General features: G+C 40.5%; 21 protein-coding genes and 1 pseudogene. 7 read left to right on the top strand and 15 right to left on the bottom strand.

The genetic code is table 11. The features are described 5' to 3' along the window. Positions 1 to 7: 7 nt before the first annotated feature. On the bottom strand, positions 8 to 577 hold the full coding sequence (locus DWY84_RS10570) for a phosphatase PAP2 family protein (RefSeq protein ID WP_207665128.1): 570 nt from the start codon (positions 575 to 577) through the stop codon (positions 8 to 10). 167 nt (positions 578 to 744) lie between these two features. On the opposite strand from DWY84_RS10570, the gene DWY84_RS10565 reads away from it, so the two are divergent. Then, positions 745 to 1,131: a hypothetical protein gene (locus DWY84_RS10565; RefSeq protein ID WP_118533058.1), complete on the top strand. Its 387-nt coding sequence runs from the start codon at positions 745 to 747 to the stop codon at positions 1,129 to 1,131. A 567-nt stretch (positions 1,132 to 1,698) separates the two neighbouring features. Here DWY84_RS10565 and DWY84_RS10560 read toward each other — a convergent pair. After that, positions 1,699 to 2,058, bottom strand: a complete 360-nt coding sequence (locus DWY84_RS10560; RefSeq protein ID WP_118533056.1) for a hypothetical protein — start codon at positions 2,056 to 2,058, stop codon at positions 1,699 to 1,701. A gap of 153 nt (positions 2,059 to 2,211) precedes the next feature. On the opposite strand from DWY84_RS10560, the gene DWY84_RS10555 reads away from it, so the two are divergent. Genes DWY84_RS10555 through DWY84_RS17255 form a run of 3 tightly spaced genes read left to right on the top strand, consistent with a single transcriptional unit; the run spans position 2,212 to position 4,575 of the window. After that, positions 2,212 to 3,480, top strand: coding sequence for a DDE-type integrase/transposase/recombinase (locus DWY84_RS10555; RefSeq protein ID WP_118533054.1), 1,269 nt, complete (start codon positions 2,212 to 2,214; stop codon positions 3,478 to 3,480). After that, positions 3,480 to 4,220: an AAA family ATPase gene (locus tag DWY84_RS10550; protein WP_182434946.1), complete on the top strand. Its 741-nt coding sequence runs from the start codon at positions 3,480 to 3,482 to the stop codon at positions 4,218 to 4,220. Before DWY84_RS10555 ends, DWY84_RS10550 begins: the two co-directional genes overlap by 1 nt. Positions 4,221 to 4,236: 16 nt before the next feature. Then, positions 4,237 to 4,575, top strand: coding sequence for a hypothetical protein (locus tag DWY84_RS17255; RefSeq protein WP_147354295.1), 339 nt, complete (start codon positions 4,237 to 4,239; stop codon positions 4,573 to 4,575). A 97-nt stretch (positions 4,576 to 4,672) separates the two neighbouring features. Here DWY84_RS17255 and DWY84_RS10545 read toward each other — a convergent pair whose 3' ends face one another. The 13 genes and pseudogenes from DWY84_RS10545 to DWY84_RS10485 form a co-directional block, all read right to left on the bottom strand. Next, positions 4,673 to 5,728 (bottom strand): acyltransferase, encoded by a 1,056-nt coding sequence (locus DWY84_RS10545; RefSeq protein ID WP_182434945.1) that lies wholly within the window; start codon positions 5,726 to 5,728, stop codon positions 4,673 to 4,675. 74 nt (positions 5,729 to 5,802) lie between these two features. Beyond that, positions 5,803 to 7,155 (bottom strand): Gfo/Idh/MocA family oxidoreductase, encoded by a 1,353-nt coding sequence (locus tag DWY84_RS10540; RefSeq protein ID WP_118533050.1) that lies wholly within the window; start codon positions 7,153 to 7,155, stop codon positions 5,803 to 5,805. A gap of 28 nt (positions 7,156 to 7,183) precedes the next feature. After that, on the bottom strand, positions 7,184 to 8,242 hold the full coding sequence (locus DWY84_RS10535; protein WP_118533048.1) for a histidinol-phosphate transaminase: 1,059 nt from the start codon (positions 8,240 to 8,242) through the stop codon (positions 7,184 to 7,186). A 113-nt stretch (positions 8,243 to 8,355) separates the two neighbouring features. Continuing rightward, a pseudogene (locus DWY84_RS10530) lies at positions 8,356 to 8,616 on the bottom strand (DUF1003 domain-containing protein); the annotation flags it as partial. Between the two features lie 215 nt (positions 8,617 to 8,831). Continuing rightward, positions 8,832 to 9,953 (bottom strand): phosphonopyruvate decarboxylase, encoded by a 1,122-nt coding sequence (aepY, locus tag DWY84_RS10525; RefSeq protein ID WP_118533046.1) that lies wholly within the window; start codon positions 9,951 to 9,953, stop codon positions 8,832 to 8,834. A gap of 28 nt (positions 9,954 to 9,981) precedes the next feature. Next, the gene (gene aepX / locus DWY84_RS10520) at positions 9,982 to 11,280 is read right to left on the bottom strand and encodes a phosphoenolpyruvate mutase (protein WP_118533044.1); all 1,299 of its coding nucleotides are present in this window, start codon (positions 11,278 to 11,280) and stop codon (positions 9,982 to 9,984) included. Between the two features lie 24 nt (positions 11,281 to 11,304). Further along, the gene (locus tag DWY84_RS10515; protein ID WP_118533042.1) at positions 11,305 to 12,480 is read right to left on the bottom strand and encodes a hypothetical protein; all 1,176 of its coding nucleotides are present in this window, start codon (positions 12,478 to 12,480) and stop codon (positions 11,305 to 11,307) included. Between the two features lies 1 nt (position 12,481). Beyond that, a complete protein-coding gene (locus tag DWY84_RS10510) occupies positions 12,482 to 13,225 on the bottom strand; it encodes a DUF6564 domain-containing protein (protein WP_147354294.1) in 744 nt (247 codons plus the stop codon). A 204-nt stretch (positions 13,226 to 13,429) separates the two neighbouring features. Beyond that, on the bottom strand, positions 13,430 to 14,167 hold the full coding sequence (locus DWY84_RS10505; protein WP_118533038.1) for a metallophosphoesterase family protein: 738 nt from the start codon (positions 14,165 to 14,167) through the stop codon (positions 13,430 to 13,432). A gap of 79 nt (positions 14,168 to 14,246) precedes the next feature. Continuing rightward, positions 14,247 to 15,122, bottom strand: coding sequence for a LicD family protein (locus tag DWY84_RS10500; protein WP_118533036.1), 876 nt, complete (start codon positions 15,120 to 15,122; stop codon positions 14,247 to 14,249). Between the two features lie 97 nt (positions 15,123 to 15,219). Beyond that, positions 15,220 to 17,004: a methyl-accepting chemotaxis protein gene (locus DWY84_RS10495; protein WP_118533034.1), complete on the bottom strand. Its 1,785-nt coding sequence runs from the start codon at positions 17,002 to 17,004 to the stop codon at positions 15,220 to 15,222. Positions 17,005 to 17,066: 62 nt separating this feature from the next. Continuing rightward, the gene (locus tag DWY84_RS10490; RefSeq protein ID WP_118533032.1) at positions 17,067 to 17,942 is read right to left on the bottom strand and encodes an EAL domain-containing protein; all 876 of its coding nucleotides are present in this window, start codon (positions 17,940 to 17,942) and stop codon (positions 17,067 to 17,069) included. Beyond that, on the bottom strand, positions 17,935 to 20,370 hold the full coding sequence (locus DWY84_RS10485) for a hypothetical protein (protein WP_118533030.1): 2,436 nt from the start codon (positions 20,368 to 20,370) through the stop codon (positions 17,935 to 17,937). The genes DWY84_RS10490 and DWY84_RS10485 overlap by 8 nt, the downstream gene beginning before the upstream one ends. Before the next feature lie 190 nt (positions 20,371 to 20,560). Here DWY84_RS10485 and DWY84_RS10480 point away from each other — a divergent pair, with 190 nt between their 5' ends. The 3 genes from DWY84_RS10480 to DWY84_RS10470 all read left to right on the top strand — a co-directional run bounded on the left by DWY84_RS10480 (position 20,561) and on the right by DWY84_RS10470 (position 24,057). Then, a complete protein-coding gene (locus tag DWY84_RS10480) occupies positions 20,561 to 22,648 on the top strand; it encodes a chemotaxis protein CheA (RefSeq protein WP_118533028.1) in 2,088 nt (695 codons plus the stop codon). A gap of 15 nt (positions 22,649 to 22,663) precedes the next feature. Continuing rightward, positions 22,664 to 23,131: a chemotaxis protein CheW gene (locus DWY84_RS10475; protein WP_117483967.1), complete on the top strand. Its 468-nt coding sequence runs from the start codon at positions 22,664 to 22,666 to the stop codon at positions 23,129 to 23,131. 113 nt (positions 23,132 to 23,244) lie between these two features. Continuing rightward, the gene (locus tag DWY84_RS10470; protein WP_118533026.1) at positions 23,245 to 24,057 is read left to right on the top strand and encodes a protein-glutamate O-methyltransferase CheR; all 813 of its coding nucleotides are present in this window, start codon (positions 23,245 to 23,247) and stop codon (positions 24,055 to 24,057) included. The last annotated feature ends 30 nt before the right edge of the window (positions 24,058 to 24,087 follow it).

Here is a 24,087-nt window from a genome sequence, read left to right as displayed (position 1 = left end):
TCTAGTTCTAACACGGTGTTCTTTCCATGCACAGGCTCATGCCCCGGCATCCGGCATAGCCAGCCAGACATCCGAGCAGCACTCCGCCCAGTACATCAGTCGGATAATGCACATACAGATACAGCCTGGAAAACGCAATCAGAAGCGCCAGTAGCAACACAGGCTTCCAAACCTTCTTTGCTGCCGTCCGGCTCTCCGATACCGCAACACCAATACTGCTGTATGCATGAAAAAACAGTGCGGATGCCGATGCAAACGCAGCGGATGTATGTCCAGACGGAAACGACCAGTCGGACGGTCTGGGAATCAGAAGCTGAATGGCCATGTTCACATCGCATGGACGCGGTCTGGCTACAAACGGTTTTATAATTCCGTTGCACAGAATGGTGTTTATGATCAGAGCCACGGTAAGCACAGCACCACAACGTCTCGTTTTCGGAATCAGCAGCAAGACCAGTGTAAGCATGATCCAGATTGCCCCTGCATTTCCCAGCTTTGTGATCGTACACATCACCTGGTCCCCTATTGGTGTGTGCAGCTTCTGGAGCAGATCTAGAATATCAAATTCAATTTCCATATCATCATCTCCTCCTATGACTATAGTCACAAGAAAGCTGCTTGTCAAGACATCTTCTCTGCGAAGAAAAGGACATATGACGTTTACATTTTACCAGTTCTTATCTATAATAAAAATAGCCTGAGACAAAAATATCTCAAATACAATCTGAAGGAGCAGAACGTAAAATGTTAGAAATCCAAGCTATTAAAAAATCCGCTTCCACAACGAACGGACATGTTGTATCCGATCCTGTCTTCTGTATGATCCCGGCCTCAAAAGATCTGAATACACTGGCCGGACTTTATAAAAAAGAATTGGAAGCTGCTGCTTTCAAAGGCGCAGAAACCATATACTTTCCTTCTCTCTCCTGCAGCTCCCAGCCGCTTTTATTCCGGGCCATCAGCCAGATCTACCGTACCATCCTTGATTTCGGAGATGCAGGCGATACTTCCGTAAAAAAAGTCTGCATTGTCTGCGAAGATGATGATATCCGCAATACTTATATGGTTGTCTGGAACTTCTATTATGCAGGAACAAAAAACGCTCGCATGAACGATGGCCGTTGGGACTGATCCGTCCATCCGGAGCAGTTTATAAAACAATTTTTAAATAATTGTCAGGCGGCAAATTATCCTTCCCGCCGACTGTAAACTTTCCGCAAATCAAATTCGGCAGTGTTTCCATACTGTCTCTCTCAACGTGCTGTATTTTACGGCACGTTTTTATCTGCCCTCTTTACCAAATCCATATCTTCCCCTATAGTCTTATCGTATAAGCTCATGTCAATAAAAAAGAGAAAGAACAGCCCCTACCACAGTTCGTTCTTTCTCTCAACCAAGCCTGCCAGTCAGGTTTGTGCAGGGTCATGCCCTAATAAATGACCTATGACTGAGCAGTGTTACTATCAACTCCATCTCTCAGATATTCATTGACAGTACTCTACTATGATAAGAAAAAACTCACTACTTTGCAAGCTAATCCGTATAAAAACTTCATCTAAATTTCTCTTTGACACCTTTATGGCTCAGTTCCGCCCGGAATTGGAGACCTGTCCCATCTGTAACAGCACCGGAAATTGCCATATCCATGACTACTACAGGCGTTCCATCATTGACTTTGATGCCGGGCAGCGGACTCACTCAGGTCTCTGCGTTCTCAGAGTCTTCTGTGACAGCTGTGAACACGCTCATGCTGTTCTTCCCGATGCCATCATCCCTTACTCCAGTTTCAGTCTGCTCTTTGTTCTGCGTCTTCTGGGACAGTGCTTTGCAGACCTTGGCTCCGTAGAGCAGCTCTGTGAGCGCTTCGGCGCTTCGCAAAACCTGTTTTACAAATGGCTTAAACTTTGGAACTTCCACAAGCAGCGCTGGCTTGGTGTTCTGGCTGATTCCGAGACTTCCAGTATCTCGTTTTGGAAGAAGCTTTATGAGCAGGAACGATACTCTGATTTTTCCATGGAATTCATCCGTTCCACGTCCTACACCTTCCTCCAGGCCCACAAAAATCCTGTATTGCAGTCATCGAAAAACGCACACTACTGCCAGACGGTTTTTGCTCCGGATATTTTTATCTTCTGACCACACGACCGGTGGATGGTTCTTTCGCTACCGCTCCCTTATGATGTAGAAAAACATCCCAAGGAGGCTTTTTTCATGAGCAAAGATACTGAAACAATCAAGCGTGATGCCGAAGTGGCCCAGTTCCGCTTCGCCCTGATCGCTCCTGTCATCCAGGGGCTTTTTCCTGATACCTCGGCTACTGACTACTACAAACGGGTCACTGCTTCTCCGCTGACTCTGCCCGATGGCTCCATCGTTTCCTACAGTTATAAAACACTGGAAAAATGGAAATCCCAATACAAAATCGGAGGATTGGACGCCCTGATGCCAAACACCCGCTCCGACAAAGGGTTTTCCCGGGCGCTGAATGAAGAGGCCATTGCCGAAATCTACCGGATCAAGCTGGAACATCCTCGTATGAATGCCACTCAGATCTATGAGCATCTGGTCCGTGAATCTTTCATTCCAGCAAACGTCAGTGTTGATTCCGCACAGCGTTTCATCCGGCGCAATGACCTGAAATCTGCCCGGGATTCAAATCTGCGCGACCGGAAAGCTTACGAGGAAGATGAATTCGGTAAAATCTGGCAGGCGGACACCTGTTACCTTCCTTACATCACGGAGGAGGGAAAAAGCAGACGCGTTTACTGCATCATGATCATTGATGACCATTCCCGACTCCTGGTTGGTGGCGAGCTGTTCTACCATGACAATGCCTGCAACTTTCAAAAAGTCCTGAAAAATGCCATTGCGGCCTATGGAATTCCAGACAAGCTTTACGTTGATAACGGCTGCAGCTACTCAAACGAACAGCTTTCCATGATCTGCGTATCCCTTGGAATCCTTTTGTTGCATACCCGTGTCCGTGATGGGGCTAGCAAAGGCAAGGTAGAACGCCATTTCCGCACTCTGAAAGAGCGTTGGCTTTATACCTTGGATATAGCTGCAATCAGCTCCCTGGCTCAGTTTAATGGGCTTCTGAGAGACTACATACGTTCTTACAACACCACATTTCATCGGGGAATCAATGGCGTGCCCCTTGACCGTTATGAAGCCTCCAAAGAACATCCACGCAAGCCAGAGTCCAGACAATGGCTAGATGACTGTTTTTATAACCGGATTACCAGAAAAGTCCGTAAGGACTCCACGGTTACGATTGATGGCGTCTGCTATGATGTTCCCATGCAATTCATCTCCGCAAAGGTCGATATCCGTTTCCAGCCAGATGACATGTCTTCTGCATTTATTCTGTTTGATGATCAGAAGTTCCCGATTCGCCAAACCAATCGCAACGAAAACTGCCATACCAAACGCAACAATCTACCTGGCATCGATTATTCCAAAGCCGGAGGTGAATCCTGATGTACAGTTCTTTTTACGGACTCACGTTCAATCCGTTTGACAAACAGCAGCTGAAGGAAAAAGATCATTTCATTTCCAGAGATTTCACCGAAATAACCAACCGGCTGAACTATCTGAAAGATATCCGCGGGATTGGCGTTTTTACTGCCCGCCCCGGAATGGGAAAATCGTATGCCCTTCGCTGCTTCGCCGCCAGTTTAAATCCAAGCCTGTTCCATATGGAATACCTGTGTCTCTCCACCATCAGCGTTGCTGACTTTTACAAGCAGCTTTGCTTCATTCTTGGAGTTCCGGAAAAAGGCGGCAAAACCGGGATGTTCAAGGCTATCCAGGAACAGATCACCTATCTTTACAAAGAAAAACGCCAGCCGCTTCTTCTCGCCATTGATGAAGCACAGTACCTGAATACCGGAATCCTGAATGACATCAAGATGCTCATGAACTACGGCTACGACTCGGTTAATTACTTTACATTGATCCTGTGCGGGGAATCCCATCTCAATGACACGCTCCGAAAACCAGTTCATGAAGCACTGCGCCAACGGATCACTGTCCATTACAACTATGCCGGACTGTCTGACGACGAAGTCTCCAGATACATCCTGCACAAGCTTCAGCTGGTAGGGGCATCCACAAGCATCATTGATCCTGCAGCCCTGGCCGCTGCGCATAGTTTCACTCAGGGAAATCCCAGACTGATTGACAACCTGATGACCGATGCTCTGACTTTCGGTTCCTAGCAGGAACTGAAAGTCATTGATGCGGAAACGATCCGGGCTGCTGTCGAAAACCAGGGACTTTATTGATGAAGTTTTCAAAGTTCTTGTTTCAAAAGCAGCAATGTTGCCTTTCAAACAAGGCTACGACAACGTGCCACCAAGCCGGGAGAAAAGCGCGGTAAGTCCCGGCACGGCACAATCGGGTAGGCGAATCTGGAGAAAATACCGTGCGGTTTGCGCCTACCGCAATGTGCCGCCGGACATCCCGGATCCTGTCATAAAAACAGCCCTGGCATTCGCTTCTGCTTTTGCAAACTCTTTTATGAGCCTTTCATTTTCCAACATCATACTGGAAAACTCTGGGGTTCTGAAATAAGGAGCCTACTCTGCCCCTATACGAAGGACATCATCCGTTGACATAACAGGTCCAACTGTAAAACTCGGCATTTTTTCTTTGCCCTCTTAAAATAGAACTATCTGTTTTCTGTACATTTTATAAATTCATCACCACATTCACCTATATCTGTAGAAAGATTATCATTTCTACTCCAGGCGATATCTGTCCGGATCACACGAACCGGATTTCCAGCTGCAATGCAGTTATTAGGTATTTTTGCTTTCACCAAGCTCATTGCCCCGATCACGCTCCCAGCTGAAATATCCGTATTGTACAAAATACAGACATTCATTCCAATCCACACATGATCCCCAATTCTAATATTCCTGCTTTTGCATAATTCATCTGTTGAATTAATATTTTTTTCCGTCTTGACGTCAAATATCACATGACCATCCTTGGTTCTCATATTCAAATTATATGAAAACATACAATCATTACCGATAAGAATAGAAGATTTTTTAGATGCGCGGATAACATAACCACTCTCTGTTGTAAGATCATTTCCAATCCTGACATTAGCTGCTTCAACCTCCAAAAGTCCTTTAGCAAATATACATCTTTCTCCGCATTTAAAGTGACTTTGATCAAAAAAGGTAAAATTTCCATCCAACCATGTTCCATTTCCTATTTCGACGATACATTCATCAGTTATCAGTAAATGGAAGTCAGGGCTGACCACACAGCTATCTGGTATCACTACACGAGAATTAAATCCATTCAAGGTGATATGTGACCGTAATTTTCTATTCATTATCAGTTGATTTCCATAATTATCTTCAAAATAACCATCTTCATCTCGTAAAACACAGTATTCAATATCTCCTAGGTACAGATAATCTTTTTTACTGAAATATCCAAATGACTGAAGCCTCTGGATAATATCTAAACGATTCAGCATTCCAACAATTACATAAAATTCATCTGATCTTCCCTGTAATATTTTGCTGTCATAAACCCCTGGTTTTTTATTCTGATAAAGAGAATGATCCACAAAAAATTCTATGTTTACCCCTTTTTCTACAAGTTTGCTTTTGATTCCTCTGGTTCTTTCATTATAACCATAAAGAACTATCTTTCGTCCATTTGCAAATTTTGATGTCATACTAAAAATATAATCGATACGATCCATAATTTCCAACTCCTCTATTTTTAAGTCTTCTTTCAACTTTTTGTTAAAAATCATTCTTCATTCTAACTTATCTGTCATTTTTCAATACATCTGTCTTTAACAAATTTTTCTACGATTCCAGTTATAGAAATAGACTCTTTTGCTGTCAGCTTATAAGATTTTTCTCCTGTTCCCCGTATTTTAGCTATGAATTCACTTATTTCATATCGTAATCCATCCCCTACAAATCTAGGCTCATAGTGTTCAACAATAGTCTCATTCTCATATCTTACATCAAATTTTTCCGTCAACCACCAGGGGGATTGGGCAATCACATATCCTTCTGTCCCTGCAACAATAAGCTGTCCTTCTGACTTCACTGCCATTCCAACTTTAGCTGTTGCCATGGCATCTTTGTACCTAATCTGGATTTTGGTATAATCATCTGTTCCCAGTTCATTGTCAAAGCTGTCAAATGTAACCGACTGATAATCTGTTCCCAATATTTTTATAATAGGCATAAGCACATTCCCACTATATTCTAGAAATGCACCTCCATATTTCGGATCTGTTCTTTCTCTTGAATGAATATTGGCAATTCTGGTAAAGCATGCTTCCACGTCTTTTATTTTTCCTATTTTCCCGCTCAGAACCACATTTAGCAGCTGTTGAAATCCTGGGCAATATGCAGCTTTTATTGCTTCCATTAAAACTACGTGATTTTTCAAAGCAAGGTCATACAATTCCATGCTTTCTCTCTTAGTAAATGCCAAAGGCTTTTCACATAAAACGCTTTTTCCATGGATTAAAGCCTGCTTTGCATATTCATAATGTGTTTCATTAGTAGATGCAATATATACTGCATCTACGTTACCTAAAAACTTTTCGTAATCCTCTATCTCAATAGCAATATCATATTCTGAGTATTTCTTTTTAAACTGACTTGCACTTTCTATTTCAGGATTATATGCATCAGAAACCACAATACCACTTGTATATCTGGCTTCGGATACAAACCTTCCTGCAATACGTCCCGTACCCACAATTCCTATTTTTATAAGCTTGTAGGCATTTCCACGAAGCATGGTAGAAGATATATTGGGAGTTCTTTCCAAATATACAACCTTACAAAATGCATTCAGATAATCAAATGTTCCGATCCAATCTGATCCCACTGTAAAGATATCTACACCATATTTTTGGATATCCTCAATTTTCTGCCCCTCATGATCCTCCACTATTATCATATCTGCAAATCCGGTCTTTTTTACATTTTCAATCCGCTTCAAAATAGGGTCTACAACATTCAGCTTTCCACGGCATTCATCAAAATGTTCTGTTGTCACTCCGACTATTAAATAGTCTCCCAATTCTTTTGCTCTTTTTAGCAGTCTGTAATGACCTTCATGAAACAGATCATAGGTGCCATATGTTATCACTTTTTTCATTTGCAAACCTCATTTTTTCTTAGACACGCTATCTGTCCAATTCCAATAATGCATGCAGAAACTTCTCCATAAATTCTTCAGCTCCAATTGAAACTCTCAGACAATCTCCAAATTTGCCAACATTTGAATATGTTTTTATCAGAATTTTTTTCTCTGCCTTCATTCTTTCCATAATGGACTTTGCATCTGTTTTCGGTTTAATAAACAAAAAGTTCCCTGCTTCACCATGATAGGAATATCCATTTTTCTGTAATTCCGAAATCAAATATGATCTTCCCTTTCTGAAATCAGAAATAAGTTTTTCAATCAAATCAGGGCTTGTTAAAATTTCTTCTGCAAATAACATTGCAATTGTGTTGGTATTATGGGGTGTACAATACTTCTGAACATATTTCAGATCATCTGGATGACCTACCACATAACCTAATCGACAACCTGCTAATGAAAATAATTTTGAAAATGTCCTTGTAACAAAAACATGTCGCTGCGTTAATGCATAATGTAGGAAAGTATTCGGATAAAAATAATAATAGGCCTCATCAATTAAGACTGTTATCTCTCTTTGTCTGCATATTTCCATAACTTTTTCCATTTCTTCATCAGAATATACATTTCCCATTGGATTATTAGGATTAAGGAGAACTAACAACTGCGTATCCTCAGTTAATTCCGCGATTATTTTTTTTATATCCATAGTCAAATCATCATTATACGGAATCTTCACAAAATTTCTTCCATACATTTCCGAATAAACCTGAAACATAAAATAAGAGGGTACAACACCAACAATACGTCCATTTTCCGATGTAAAAGCCTGAATAATATATCGGATTCCTTCAGCTGAACCATTGACCAAACACAAATGCTGCACATCCGTGTTTAAATAGTCTGCTAAAACTTTAGTAAAATGCAGAGTTTCTGGATATTGTGAAATCAATTGCGGGGTCACTTTTTTCAAAATCTTTTTAATAAATTTATCTGGAAGACCTCCTGGATTTTCATTTAAATCTAAGCGTAAATAATCCTTCCGTTCGTTTTGATCAAAAATTCTAACCAGATCTTTTATGTATGTATCTAAATAGTACACTTTTCTCCCCTTCTCCGTCATAAACCATTCAGAATATACTTATTTTTGTCTCTGTTCAATAACTTTTATAGGCACTAGTTTCTAAATTTATAAGCACTCTTAAGTTTATATTTTCATTTTTGAAGTTTCCGTCTCATTTTTTCCAACAACTTCTTTTCCAACAGAATCTGCTTTTTTAAAATTGTATTGATCTTATCGTAAAGATCTTCAATCATAATTTCGGTCTTTAGATTTACCTTGTAATCATTCTCTGCCCGTCTGCGGTCTTTTTCTTCCTGGCGGTTCTGGCTCATCATAATCAGCGGCGCCTGAATTGCAGCAACACAGGATAAAACCAGATTTAACAAAATAAAAGGAAATGGATCAAATGCTTTAAAATGCTGTTTATATCAACCCCCTGGATACGTTCTGCTACCTTCTGTTTTGCCTGATCAGGGGTAAGTAAAGAAAGCTGGGTTTGTGGAGCCGATATTGCTAACTGATCACTCACTGTTGTACTCTCTGTCAAAGAAGGTGTATCCTGAGTCCACTCCTTGGCTTGCTGTTTTTTGTTGGTAAAGATACAATAATACCAAATTATTCATAGATATCACAACATTTTTAAATATTTCATAAAGTTTTCTTTGTTTTCTATGGCCAATGTTGTAGGTCTGCCCAGATTCGATCTTGATTCAACAGAACATTTAACTTCTATCAACCTCAGCTGCTGACATTTTTTTGCTTTTGTAAGTTCATAATCAAGATCCTCCAATGTATCAACACAAACTGCATAAGGATATCCGCAGGCTTCTGCTAATTTTGTAAACTTAACGGTAGACGCTACTGTTGGCATTCCTCCAACTGTTTCATGAGCTTCATTATTAATGATCACATGGACCAAGTTCATTGGTGCAGCAGCACCAATGACTGCCATAGCTCCCATATGCATAAGCACCGCTCCATCTCCATCAATACACCATATTTTTGTATTTGGCTTATTAAGCGCTATGCCAAGAGCAATAGATGAAGAATGTCCCATGGATCCAACTGTTAGAAAATCAAACTGATGTCCCTGTCCATTTACTGTCCTTATTTCAAAAAGTTCTCTGGATATTTTTCCAGTAGTCGAAACAATCGGATCTTTATCAGCATTTTTTGCAACATACCTGATGGCATCTTCCCGTAATATTTTATTATGATTTCCATACAAAGTCTTCGCATCAGTAAAAATCGCTCCCTTGCAAATCACAAACGCCACATTTTTTCCAACTGACAATTTCTTTCTAAATATTTGCATTTGCTCTTCCACTTCTATGTATGTTGTTTCCTTACGAATTACAAACACCGATATTCCAAGATCCTCAAGAAGTTTTAATGTTATCTCCCCTTGATAAATATGTTGTGGCTCATCATGAATTCCCGGTTCACCTCTCCAGCCTATGATAAACACCATAGGTATAGCATAGACTTTATCATTTAACAGTGATACCACAGGATTAATGATATTGCCTTCACCTGAATTTTGCATATATACCACAGGTATTTTACCCGTTGCCAGATAATATCCAGCCGCTAAAGCCACGCAATTACCTTCATTTGCAGCTATAATATGATGTTGCTCATCAATCCCATACTTCACCATCAGGTAATCACAAAGTGCTTTTAATTGTGAGTCTGGCACTCCTGTATAAAAATCTGCTCCTATAATCTGGATCAAATCTTCTGCTTTCATAAAGCTTCTCCTTACTCTTCTTCCCATTTTATTGTAGTTTATCAATTAAAGTAATGATATCCTTAATAGGAAGCAATCTGTCCTCTACTTCTTTTGCTCTGTGACATCTTAGTATGTCTTTTGCCGTATCCTGCATAGCAACAAAAGCGCTTCGTGTTAACTGATTTGCGTAGATCACCAAGTTCACACCATGAGCTGCCAGTTCTTCTTCTGTAATAGTATTAAAAGTAGTAGGAACCACCACAAGAGGAGTTACCTTATTTTCTGCCCTGAATTTATCGCAAAACTCCAGTATCTCTCCTGGATTCTTTTTCCTACTGTGGATCATGATTCCATCTGCCCCTGCTTTGACAAAAGCATCTGCACGATCTAATGCATCCTGCATCCCGCGTTCCAGGATAAGGCTTTCAATCCTTGCAATAATCATAAAATCATCTGTAAGCTGAGCATTTTTTGCTGCCTGTATCTTCTCACTGAAATGCTCAACCGTATCTTGTGTCTGTACTACATCCGTTCCAAACAATGAGTTTTTCTTAGGCCCGGTTTTATCTTCAATAATTACAGCTGACACTCCCATTTTTTCAAGGGTTCTCACGGTATATACAAAATGCTCTGTAAGACCACCTGTATCTCCATCAAAAATAATCGGCTTGGTTGTGACCTCTGTCACATCATCAATCGTCCTGAAACGGCTTGTCATATCCACAAGTTCAATATCTGGTTTGCCCTTAGCAGTAGAATCACAAAGAGATGATATCCACATCGCATCAAATTGGTCCAGCCTACCACCATGTTCAACTACTGTTTTCTCTGCAATTAGGCCTGTGATCCCATTGTGAACTTCCAATGCCTTTACAATTGGCCGGATGCTGATAAGCTGCTTTAGCCTTTTGCGTCTATACTCTGGCATAGCAAGCTTTGCTCTCATTTTATTGGTAAGGGCTGTAATCTCAGGATTATATGTATATGGCACATCAATAATCTTGCCTCCATAATGCTCCAATGCCTTTTTTGCGTTTTCACGAATTGCTTTCATAGGACCTTCACACCAATTATCACCATGAATAACATAATCTGGTTTCAGCTTCCTTATAATCTTATCATACATAATAGAATCCTGTTCAATTACCTTAGAAACACCAGAAATTGCTTCTATAAGCTTTTTTCTCTCGCAAAAAGAAATCGTAGGAAAACGATTAAACTGAACTAAGGCCTGATCTGTCATGACACCAACTACTACATTTCCATACTTTTGTGCCTCACGGATAATATTTAAATGTCCTCCATGGATTACATCTGTTGTAAAACAAGTATATACAATACTCATATTTTTATCACCTCATCTGCAATTTCACTTATTTTTTTCTATTATTTCCTTGATAATAAATTCTGCTGTACTATCTATCTGGTCATACGGAACCTGCTTTACTAAATCCACGTCAAACGCCTTTTTTACCTTATGCAACAATTCATCTGTGTAGGTAAGAACACCATTCTGGATATTCTCAATTCCGTCCAGATAAATAGATTCCCTATTTTTTCTTCTCATCTCATCTAAAGAAAAAACAGTTTTATCAATATAAGCCTGAGGAGATTCTCCACTTCCATCAATAATAACCGGATATCCACCAATCTCGCCAAAAGCTCCAGGGCAGTGGAGTTTTGTTCTTTTTCCATCTCTTACCGCCCCAAGGATTGCCTGAATAATCTCAAAATTGCTGGAGGCATTCATCATATTTCTTTTTGCATCCACCGGCATTGGTATATTGCATCTGGATATAATCTCATCAATCCCCAACAAAAGCTGATTATCATGATATTTTATATCGATTAGCATTTTCATTCCATCTGTATGTCCTTCTTTACTGATACATACATCGTGAAAATGAGAAACTGCAAATGTGATATCTATATTCCAATAATCTTTGATTGAAAGGATATTTCCTGCAGCAAGTTTAAATCTGTATACCAAATGATTAATATTGCCACTTCCAAAGTCTGGATATGCCTTATTTGCCGATTTAAGCCATGGTATAACTGCGTCAGAATAAGATGTATTGATAACAATTGCATCAGAACCAGCCTTTTCATACGCTTCCATAATATTTTTCGTATAACGTATAGACAGTGGAGACCATATTCCATAAGCTCGTACTGCTTTCCACGAGATACTGCCATACTTCAATCCTGAATACGCACGGCTACTGTTGACAATAATATCTGGAGCAAATCGCTCTATTGCTTTCGTAATCAACTCTATGCTGTTAAGATCAACTGAACTGTCTATACTTATCTGGCACCTGTTTTGTCTCCTGATCAATGAAGCAACTCTGACAATATTTACATCTGACTCCATCTTATTTTCATTTCTTCCCACCACACAGATTTCCATATTTTCATCTGCCACAGAAACCAGATAATCCAACAGATAATTTCCTACACTTCCCAGACCAATAATCATGATTCTTATTTTTCTGTTCTTAAGTTCATTTTTTAATTTAATCAGCCTTTCATTGATTGTCTTCATTTTATCTCTCCTTAATCCTGTTATAATCGTCTATGGTGTTGCAATTAATCCAGTTATTAAACGTAATCAGTTCATACTCATCTCTTCTCAAGGTAGTAAAATACTTTTCAACAAAAACCAGATTCGTTCCCTGCCATTCTTCCTGTTCCATTTGACTGTATATTTTTTCAGTCAGATTTTTATCAGCAAATTTCCATACCTGTCCAGAATTGTAAATTGCAAGAAAGGGTTCGTTAATAGTCAGTACATTATGCCCTGTATCATATACGTAATGAATTTTATCCGAAGTATCAAAGTAAAGAGCTACTGCTTTATCTGCAAGGATAGGATCTCTATTAACAGTGACCACACTTTTTTTTGCATTGCAGACCTTTTTGTAATCATTAGTACTCAAATGCAGATCTCCCTCCGCAAACAGAATTTCATCTGCCTCTGTTTCAAAGGCCTTTTGTAAGCCTATATAAAGACTATATCCTGAACCATAACGTTTATAGTATGGATTTTCGACCATAAGAATCTTATTTGAAAATTTTTCAAAATATTCCCGAACTGTTTTACATAATTCTTCGTATCTGTATCCACCTACAATAATAAAGTAATCAATGTCACTACTATCATTTAGCAAAGTATAGAGCAAACTTTCTTTCATTGAATTTGTATGATACAGACACTTAATAATCTGTTCACCTGCTGAACGGCTGAATCTTGCAGACATACCAGCCACTGTTACAATCAATGCTTTCATTTTTTTATTCCTTTTAACACTCTTCAATTCCTTTTCCAAAATCATTCGGAATCTTGTCTTTATTTAACTGTCTTCGCTCCGAATCTAACTTTTATTGAACAATTTATACAAATAAATATCTGCTCCTATTTCTGGGAAGATGTCTCATCAGCTCATTTCCTGTCACCCCTGTTACTCCACTTATCACATATAGGTTTTTCATAGTCATATTCCTATCTGCAACCTGTTTTTATAAAAATCATCTATTTTACCTGAAAAAGCTTGCTGTTCTTTTTTTATATCATAATTAACAGCACACATCCTAAACTCATCTGTTTCAGTATCCCATAAAACAAATTGTGCTCTAGGATTATGATTTCTTGGCTGTCCTACAGAACCTGGATTAATGAACATTGTACGTTTCTTATTTCTATACTTTTTATTATCCACATCATAATATTTACCAAATACGCACGGTAAATGAGAATGTCCAGAAAAAACATAGTCATACTTTTTATATTCCATTAAATCCTGTTCTGGATTGACTGCAACCCACATCTCGTCTTTAAGACTACCATGGATAGCTAGGCACTTTTTTCCTTCTAGTTCAATTTCCAATGATGCAGTTGGCTCCATTATTGTATTCAGATAATACCAACTTTGCTGATTTAATGATCTTCTGGTATTTTCTGCACATTTTCTACCCCTGTCAGAAGAAAACATGTCATATTTTTGTTCTATGACTGCTTCCTCATGATTTCCACGTATATTACCGATTATTTCCCATGGAAGATCCATTAAGCAGGTAATCACCTCATTTGAGTGAGGACCATAATCAATAATATCTCCCAGAATGAGCACTTTTTTTATCTGTTCTTTTTCCAGATATTTTACAACTTCACGAAAAGCTTCCATATTACCATGTATATCTGATAAAACTGCTATTTTCATTAATTTAAACATGCCGTCGCGACATGTCCTCCTTGCATCGCTCCTGCCTTCGGCACAAACAATGCATGAATCTTTGTTGACAGGTTACTTTTTATTTCAGTTTTTCTTTTACATTTTTGCTTTTTACATTAAAGTCAAAACTTGATACAGGAGCATGTGGCTGCCTTTTTTCTACTGGAAGAGGTGTCATATAATCATTATAAATATATTTTAAATATCCATCATAATCCTTTGTTCCATAAAATTTATGCCCTTCAAAATCATATTCTGCACGCTCTAAAAACCAACTTTTAAGCATTCCAAAATGTGCTTTTCCGTGATTATAGTTTTTTTGATATTGAAATAATGGATATAATAAAGTTCTCACTCTATTTGGGCTGGTGTTACTACTTTTTTTTGACATTTTCCCAACCTGTTTATATACCCAGTTTACAGAAATCAAATTTAAAAGTTGATAGCAGAGCTTCGGTAAACCTTTGGCATTTGCTTTTCCTACCCGAGCATAGAGGATTTTTCGAAGAAAAAAGCACCAGAACCTATGAAATATCATCCCCAATAAGCTTTTGGGGCAGTCATCCATCACAAAGATATCCACAAATACCCCATTTTTTCCCTTCATATGCTCCTGACCTGCACGGACAAATGTAGTTCCAGTGCGCCGCAGTTTCCCATACTGCCAAAGATACTCCGGGTCATTAAAATGATCCTGGAAATAGCAGATAGAAGGATCCATTTCGTGTGCAACCTTACGAAATTTTTCATACTCTTCCCTAAGCATTGCTATATCAGAGTCATCATCCCATGGGATAAATCCCTTATGTCTGACAGCTCCCAGGAGGGTTCCATAGGTAATACAGTATTTAATATCATATTTTCTACATACCCGGTCCAATTCCTCCAGCATATCCAGCTCTAACAGCTGCATTGTCCTGAATTCTTCCGGTGATAATTTTCTTGGCGCTGCCATTTTTCAGTTTCCTTTCCAATTTTAATCAAGCCCACAACAGAAAATAAAATCTGCTGTGGGCTCATACACACTATCTATTCTTTATTAAAGCACAGCCTTAGTATTTGTCATTATCTTCATAAGAAATGGTGGATGACGGTTCTTTTTCACCTGCTGTCTTAGCTGGCTGTGCTGTCTGCGATACAGGATCTGCAGAAGCATCCTTCAATGTGAATTTACCTACCAATTCTTTCAAAAGCTGTGACTGGCTGGAAAGTTCCTCACTGGCTGCAGCACTTTCTTCTGCAGTTGCAGAGTTGCTCTGTACAACGCTGGAAATCTGGCTGATTCCTTCATTTACCTGTTTTACTGAAACTGCCTGTGACTCGCTGGCAGAAGAGATCTCCTCAATGGTCTGTGCTACTCCCTGAACGCCTTCGGTCAGCTGCTGCAATGCCTTGGCCGTTTCATTTGCAATCTTTGTACCACGGTCAACTGCGTGAAGAGAACCTTCAATGAGAGCAGACGTATTCTTTGAAGCTTCTGCTGATTTTCCTGCAAGATTACGAACCTCGTCTGCTACTACTGCAAATCCTTTTCCTGCTGCTCCTGCACGAGCTGCTTCTACAGCTGCGTTCAAAGCAAGAATATTGGTCTGGAATGCAATATCCTCAATCGTCTTGATGATCTTTCCAATCTCACTGGAGCTGTTGCTGATGTCCGACATGGCAGAAAGCATCTCCTGCATACGCTGTCTGCTTTCTCCTGCCTGTTCTCTTACATTATCTGCCATATCACTGGCTGACTTTGCATTCTCGGCATTCTTTTCAACATTATTGGAAATTTCATTAATGGTCGCTGCCAGTTCTTCTACGGAAGAAGCCTGCTCGGTAGCACCCTGGGATAATGCCTGTGCTCCGGAGGATACCTGCTCGGAGCCTGCTGCCACCTGATCAGCTGACTGGGTAACACTCGAAAGCGTACTGCTTAAATTATCTCTCAGAAGAACCATAGAGTTATAGATCGCAACAAAGCTTCCTACATAATCCTTTGACATGGAAGAATAAACATTAAAGTTTCCGCGGCTCATCTCTGTAAGGATATTTGTCTCATCTGCCACTACCGCTTTCAGGAACGCTGCTACAGACCGCAAATCATCGGAAAGATTTCCAAGCTCATCTTCTGCCTTGTACTCGATATCAATATCCATATTACCGCGTCTCATTTTTTCCATAGCTTCCTGCAAGTGTTTTACCGGCTCTACTACGGAACGTATCAGGATCGTTGCCATAATAACGGTAAGGATCAGTGCAACGATAACAATTATGATCCCTACAATAAACAGGATGTTTCTGGTCTTCATGGAAGAACTGTAATTATTATCAACAAGGTCTGTCACCTGATCGCTAAACTGATCCAGAATTCCTTCCAGCTTGGACACTTCCGGGTCAAACTCATCGATAAACGTGCGCCTTGCCTGCTCTTTCGCACGGTCAGAACCAGTGGACAGATCCTCTAAGATCTTGTTTGTGACCTCAGAAGTTACCTGAAGCTGTGTATGAAACTGGTTTACCAGTGTCATATCTCCATTATAACACTCCATGAACCAGTCTGCGTTCTCCGCAAGGCCGGCTCTATACGAATCAATGTCTGAAAGATATGCTTTTGTGGCGGTGGGGTCATCATTAATCATAGACTCCACCAGATTCTGGATTGTTGCCAGCATATAGATTTTTAACTTGTCTACACGTACGATCGCTTCGTGGTTATTCTTATAGAACTGGTTATACTGTGTGCTGATGTTGATCATTCCATAAAACAGCGCGCCAACTGTTACAAAAAAACAGATGACTACTACTCCAAAAGCAATCGTGATTTTTTGCTTCATCGTACGGTTCTTCATGTTTCTTCCCTCTCTTTGTTATTTCTTTCGTGGAATATTGTGGAATTTAATCCCTATTTTTATTATTCGGCAAGTACAGGAAAATCATAAGGGATGTTTGATTTTTTCATTTTTCTTTTCTGCGGTTCATTTTTTCCTTTTTCTTCCGGTGTTTCTTTCATTTCTGCAGATCCTTTTTTATTATGCGCATCTATAAATGCACAAAAATCTTTAAATGACACAGGCTTTGAGATCAGATAACCCTGAAGGAAATCACAGCCCATATCCGAAAGTTCTTTCGCCTGGAGCTGGTTTTCTATCCCCTCGGCCGTGATCTGGATCCCATATTTGTGCAAAAAATATATGATCTCCGAAATAAGATCTTTTGAAAAACTCGTTGTATCTATAGTCCAAACAACTGCCTTGTCTATTTTCAACACAGAAAACGGCATCTGCATAAGCCGCAGGAGATTTGACTCTTCTTTTCCAAAATCATCAATAGCTACGTGGCATCCTCTTTTCATCAGTTTTTCTGCCAGCTTAATGACCTGCTGCATATCCTGTATTTGATTACTTTCTGTGATTTCAAAACATATAACAGATTTATCTGATGTACATTCATCTAGTATGGCAAAGAGCCCCCTTTCTGCTTCCACGCTGGAGCATGTGACCGGGGACAGATTTACATTTATTCTTTCAATGTTTCTTTTTTTCAGCTCTGGCAGCTGTTCTAACACTTTATTTAAAACCCACAGATCAAAACAGCTGACACAGCCCATTTCCTCTGCTTTGCGGATCACCTGTTCAATATTCTGATGGTGTCCGTCATCATACCGTAAAAGTGCTTCTGCAACATTCAACTTTTTTTTATTTAAATCGTAGATCGGCTGATAAAAAACCTCAAGATAAGGCAATGCATTTTCAAAATAGCTTTTCATGATTCTTCTCTTTTCATCCATTTGCAAGCTTGCTTTTTACATAGTCCTTGATCATTTCACCGCTGTGTCTATCATCTGGTACTGGCATATGGATCCGGTCACAGAGAGAAAGCCATTTGTCCAGCGTAAGGACTTCATTTTCCTTCTCTACATAATACAGATCTGCAGGAAGGATATCCTTACAAACTGCTACTGACGGAGAATTCCATTCCTGATATTCCTGCTCTGTAAAACGGATATCACAGTTTTTTTCTCCTTCTGTAACTTTCCTAAATCCGCTGCCTAATACGGTCTTTTCTTCTTTCCGTTCCTTTCTCCAAACCACTGTTCCATCCAGACAAAGCTTTAAATAGTTTCCTGATCCCAGATCATCTGCGATCACTTCATTTTCGGATACTGCATATAGCTGTATTTCGTTGCTGTCAATATATAAAAGCTCCTCTATTTTCCCCTCTTCTCTGGTTTCTTTCAGGATACATCCTGTTTTGGCATCGAAAAATACCAGCGTATCACCACAGACTGTAACTGAAGTGATTTCCCTCTCCTGGTCTGCAAAACTGCACCAGGATACTTTTCCTGTATCCGTGTTCAGGATCAGCCACCTCTTTTTGTAAGTCTGCGGACATAAAATGTTTCTGCCTATGGAAACAGCCCCACCAAATACCCCCGGAATACCACGTACCTTATTCTTATCCGCCATTGTATAGGTTACATGTCCGGAAGTAAGATCTATGCAAAGGATGCTGTTGTACCATGCAGGCATACAATATAGTACATTACCTCTCTGAAAGCCTTTCAGGAATAACGGCTGTTCTATAAAATGCTCTGCATCACGGATCTGTACGGACTCAAACTGATCCTTATCTATATGGTAAATGGCCAGGTTTCTAGCAAAATACGGGATAAGATACAATTTATCTTCCACCCATACAATTGAGCGGAATAAATCCCTCTTAAACGCCAGTTCTCCCGGAACCTTTCCTATACAGGAAAGCAATTTCTTTTGTTTATCATAATGGAACAGCAGATTTACTTTTCCATGGACAAACCACACTTCTTTTTCATCCTCACAAAAAGCCCCCGGCCAGCATGGGATCTTATATTCTTTTTCTCTTACCAGGGAATCCTGATATAAAACCGGTTTTCCTGTTTCCCAGAACAACTGGGCTACAGAGCTGTAATCCCCGTAATAGCAGTCGCAGGAAGCAATGGCAAGATCAAGATCGTATCCGCTGTCCAAGATTCCCCAGCCTTCTTCTTCATAAGAAGCCAGAAGTTCTCTATATTTCTGTAAAAGCTGGGGCCGCATCACCTCCAGTGTCTGTTCATACAGTGGATGAGGACGAAGCCATAAAGCGAGATCTTTTCTGTTTCTAAAATATTGAAGCACCTCTTCTATCTTCTGCATCATATCTGGCTGGTTCAGAAGTGCCTCTACAGACGGACTGTAAAATACAGTCTTTTTCCTGGCTCCGTCAGGTCTGTAAAGACATTCCCTCCATTTTTCTGGAAGAGAACTGTCCTGTCTTTTCGTACTTCGGGCACGTTCAATCTTTGGTGATCCAAAGTTCTGCACTTTCTCTTCCCATTGCTCTGTTGGAACTCCTTTGAGTCCGGAACACAAAATATTGATAAACAGTTCTCTTTCCTGCTCTGTTGCCGTAACAATACAGTCTGCATTAACAGCTCCAGGCTCCATGACAAACCCAGTGCTTCTCGCCTGGCGTTCCGCGGATTCTACGTTTCCAGTACTTGCTGTGGTATAATAAGGCAGATATACAAGCTGATCTGCATATTTCTTCAATCTGCTGCTATAAAAATCCGGATGGACACTGGTCAATCTATTGTTCTGGTCATAGGGATTGTGGATAAACACCGCATCCGGTTTTTTATCTTCCAGGCGGAATGTGCGGTAATCTGTGACAGGAACATCTGGTGGATACTGATCTCCCTCGTAGTGTTCTACTGCAAGATTTCCTTCCTGGTCTTTATCAAAATAGGGGATCGGTACAACGTAGGCATCGCAATCCGGATCCTTATCTGATGCTTTCCAGACGGTTTCCATAGAATCCCACATAGACACTTTATATGGAAGAAAGACAAAACAGAGACGGTCTGTTTCCATATCATTCTCCATGCGTTCGTATAAAAGTTTCAATTCTTTCTTTATTTTTTTATACAGCCTTGCAATCTGTTTTTTACTGTGAAGATTCTGACTCATCTCATAAAGATCTTCACAATATGCTTCCAGAAGGGGGACCAGATCTGCTTTCCCCACATTTTCCAGCTCTGTTCCCAACAAAAGGGCTGTTTCCTGAGATTGTGAAAGAGCATCAATCATCACTTCTTCTGTATTCTGGCCGAATCCCATGAACACTCTTTCATTTGCCCGCATTAAGAGGGCCGCTGTCTGCAAAAGCCTTCTTTTTTCTTTTCTTTTGATCGCCATTTTTACGGTTTCCTCCAAAAATGATCAGATATCCTATCTCAGATAATTTTATCGGCGTTTTCTTTTTTTTTATAACTGTTTTATCAACTCACTGTTTCTTTTTGGAAATCCCCTTATCCATTTTCAACCACCGCCGATAAAGTTAAAAGAAATACTATTCTGATTATTATGAAAAAAGGCGGTGTACAATATGAGCAGTGGTATGGACAGCAGTATTCTGGATACATACCTTTATGAAGAAAACAATCTTTTAGACCAGTTAGACGAAATGCTGGTTGCTGATGAGAAAAACGGTGATTTTTCCACCGATGACGTAAATGAGATCTTCCGTATCATGCATACGATCAAAGGCTCTTCTGCAATGATGGAATTTAATTCGATCTCCACGATCGCCCATCATATTGAAGATGTATTTTTTTATATCCGTGATAAAGGAATCGAAACTCTGGATCCTGAACATAAGAAAGAACTTTTCAACCTGATGTTCCGTTCAGAGGATTATTTAAGAAGCGAAATCGAGAAAGTAGAACAGGGAGTACCTCTTTCTACTGATATTGATGCGTTCTCCAATGAGATCAATTCTTTTTTGAAGAAGATCAGCGGCGCTGCACCTGCACAGCCGGAAGCTTCACAGGCTGCTCCCGGATCTTCCAGTCCTGCCGCTCCTGCTTCTCTCCCTGATGATAAGGATGCTGTCTGCTTTTTCCATGTTTTTCTGGAAGAAGGCGTGGGAATGGAGAATCTGCGGGCTTATATGATCGTAAATGCAGTAAGGGAATGTGAAGTGACTTTTCGTTTCTATCCCAGTGATATGGAAACAGATTCGGATACTTCACAGAAGATCGCAGAAAATGGCTTTTTCCTTGCTTTTGACTCCAGTGAAGACGCTTCTAAGGCTGAAGGGATTTTAAAAACCCAGAACCACATCCGATCTTATGAGCTTGTAAATGTCCCAAAAGCCGCTCCTCCCGCAAAAGCTGAGGAAAAAAAGGCATCTGTTTCCAAATCCACGGCACCAGCACCTGCATCCACAGATACAGCTGCCGGGAAAGCAGCTCCTATGCTTTCCCATGCCCCGGTCAAGCAGAATCTGATCAGCGTCAACCTGATGAAGCTGGACAGCCTGATGGATATTGTTGGTGAGATCGTGATCACTGAATCCATGGTCACATCTTCCCCTGAATTAAACCTGCTGCCAAGGGACAACAGGGATAATTTTATGAAATCTGCACGTCAGCTGCGTAAGCTCACCAATGATCTGCAGGATATTGCCATGTCTTTACGCATGGTCCCGATTTCCGGCGTATTCCAGAAAATGAACCGTATTGTGCGTGATATGAAGCAAAGCCTGGGAAAAGACGTCCGTCTGACCATTGTAGGTGAAGATACAGAGGTAGATAAGACGATCGTAGACAATATACAGGATCCTATCATGCATATCGTGCGTAACAGCATGGATCATGGGATTGAAGAAACAGCCCAGGAACGTATTGCTGCCGGTAAGGATCCCCAGGGCGAGATCGTTCTTTCCGCTTCCCATACCAGCAGTGAGGTTGTTATCTCCGTTAAAGATGACGGATATGGCATGGATCCCCAGAAGATTCTTGAAAAAGCCCGGTCAAAGAACATGCTGACCAAGCCTGATTCTGAATACAGCCAGAAGGAGATCCTGGGGCTGATCATGCTTCCCGGATTTTCCACCAATACAGCGGTAACTGAATATTCCGGTCGTGGTGTTGGAATGGATGTTGTAAAGAAAAATGTAGAATCCTTAGGCGGTATCGTTTCTGTATCCAGTACCTACGGTGAAGGAACTACGATTTCCATGAAGATCCCGCTGACTCTGGCTATTGTTGACGGCATGAAGGTAACGGTAGGTGATTCTATTTTTACTATACCTATCGCCAATATCCGTCAGTCCTTTAAGGTGAAAGCGGATCAGGTGATCAAAGATGAATATGGCAATGAAATGGTAGAACGTGTTGACCACTTTTATCCTATCGTCCGCCTTCATTCCTTCTATCACCTTCCAACTGAGGTTACCCAGATGGAAGACGGTATCCTTTTATGGGTGGAAGCAAATGACCGTTCTTACTGCCTGTTTGTAGATGATCTGATCGGCGAGCAGCAGGTGGTAGTAAAGCCGCTTCCTGCTTTTCTCAGTGAATTTAACCTGAAAGACCACGGCATCACCGGCTGTACTATTATGGGTGATGGCAATATCAGCATCATTCTGGATATCCTCAGCTTATATTCCATAGCTGTAGAGAATGCGTAAACAGGAGGTTTTAAAATGGCTGAAGTAACAGAAACAAATATCCAGACAGACGTACCGGCTGAAAACCAGTCCGTTGAACGCTGTCTTACCTTTGAGTCGGGAGATATGACTCTGTTTTTAAGTATCAATAACGTAACGGAGATCATCAATGACTGTGCGATCACTCATCTTCCACTGGTACCTGATTATATTAAAGGAATCATCAATCTGCGTGGTCAGATCCTTCCGGTAGTAGATATACGGCTCTATATGGGCAAGCCTGCTTTGGAATATAACAGTAAGACCTGCTTTATCGTTTTAAATGTAGACGATCTTCCTGTATGCATCGTTGTGGATTCTGTACAGCAGGTGATCGATATTGATCTTCAGGATGTACGTCCGATCCCTATCAAACGCAGACAGAAGCTGTTAGATGGTATGATCACACTTGAAAATGGGACTGTGCTTATGTCTTTTGACTGCAAGTCCCTGGTCAGCTCTTAATGTACTCCCGGAATCTTTTTGTACTTGATTTTGCGAGAAGATTTTTTGTCAGTCGCAAAGGCAGGTGCAGGAAAGACTCCGAGAGTACATCCGATTCCTAAGGAGGTCATACAATGCTTACATTAAGTGACGGGGATTTTAACCGTCTTTACACTTATATTCAACAGCACTATGGCATCAATCTGAGCCACAAAAAACAGCTGATCACCAGCCGTCTTACTAATATGCTGCAGCAGAAAGGGTTTCATAGTTTTACAGAATACATAGATGAGATCATCTCAGGTAAAGATCCTGAGATGGTTTCTGTTATGTTAAACAAGCTGACTACCAACTATACCTATTTTATGCGGGAAAAAGAACATTTTGACTTTCTCCAGAAGCAGATTCTTCCTGAGCTTGCAAACAAGCACTCCCGGGACCGTTCTATTGCGATCTGGAGTGCCGGCTGCTCCTCCGGTGAAGAACCTTATAACATTTCTATGTATCTGAAAGAATATTTTTCCGCTATTCCCGGAAGCTGGGATACCCGTATCCTTGCTACGGACATTTCCCAGCGTGTTCTGGATTCTGCCATGGATCCCAGATATTCCCTTGAAAGCTTAAAAGAGCTTCCTCCTTCCTGGCAGGAACGCTATTTTGTTCCCATAGGATATAAAACCTATACCGTTTCAGATGCTTTAAGGAAAAATGTGATCTTTCGTTCCTTTAACCTGATGGATCCCATCCATTTCCGCAAAAAGTTTGACCTGATCTTCTGCAGAAACGTGATGATCTATTTTGATCGTCCTACGAAGGCGGCACTGGTAAGGCGCTTTTATGATGCTACCGCTCCGGGAGGCTACTTATTTATCGGACATTCTGAAAGCCTGGATAAGGAAAGCTGCCCGTTTTCCTATATTGAACCGGCTATTTACCGAAAGATCTGATCCCGTAGGTTATCTCATACGTTGTTACAC

Origin of the sequence: Clostridium sp. AF27-2AA, assembly GCF_003478505.1 — a bacterium.
Classification (GTDB): Bacteria; Bacillota; Clostridia; order Lachnospirales; family Lachnospiraceae; genus Brotaphodocola.
This window is presented reverse-complemented; position numbering and strand designations above follow the sequence as displayed.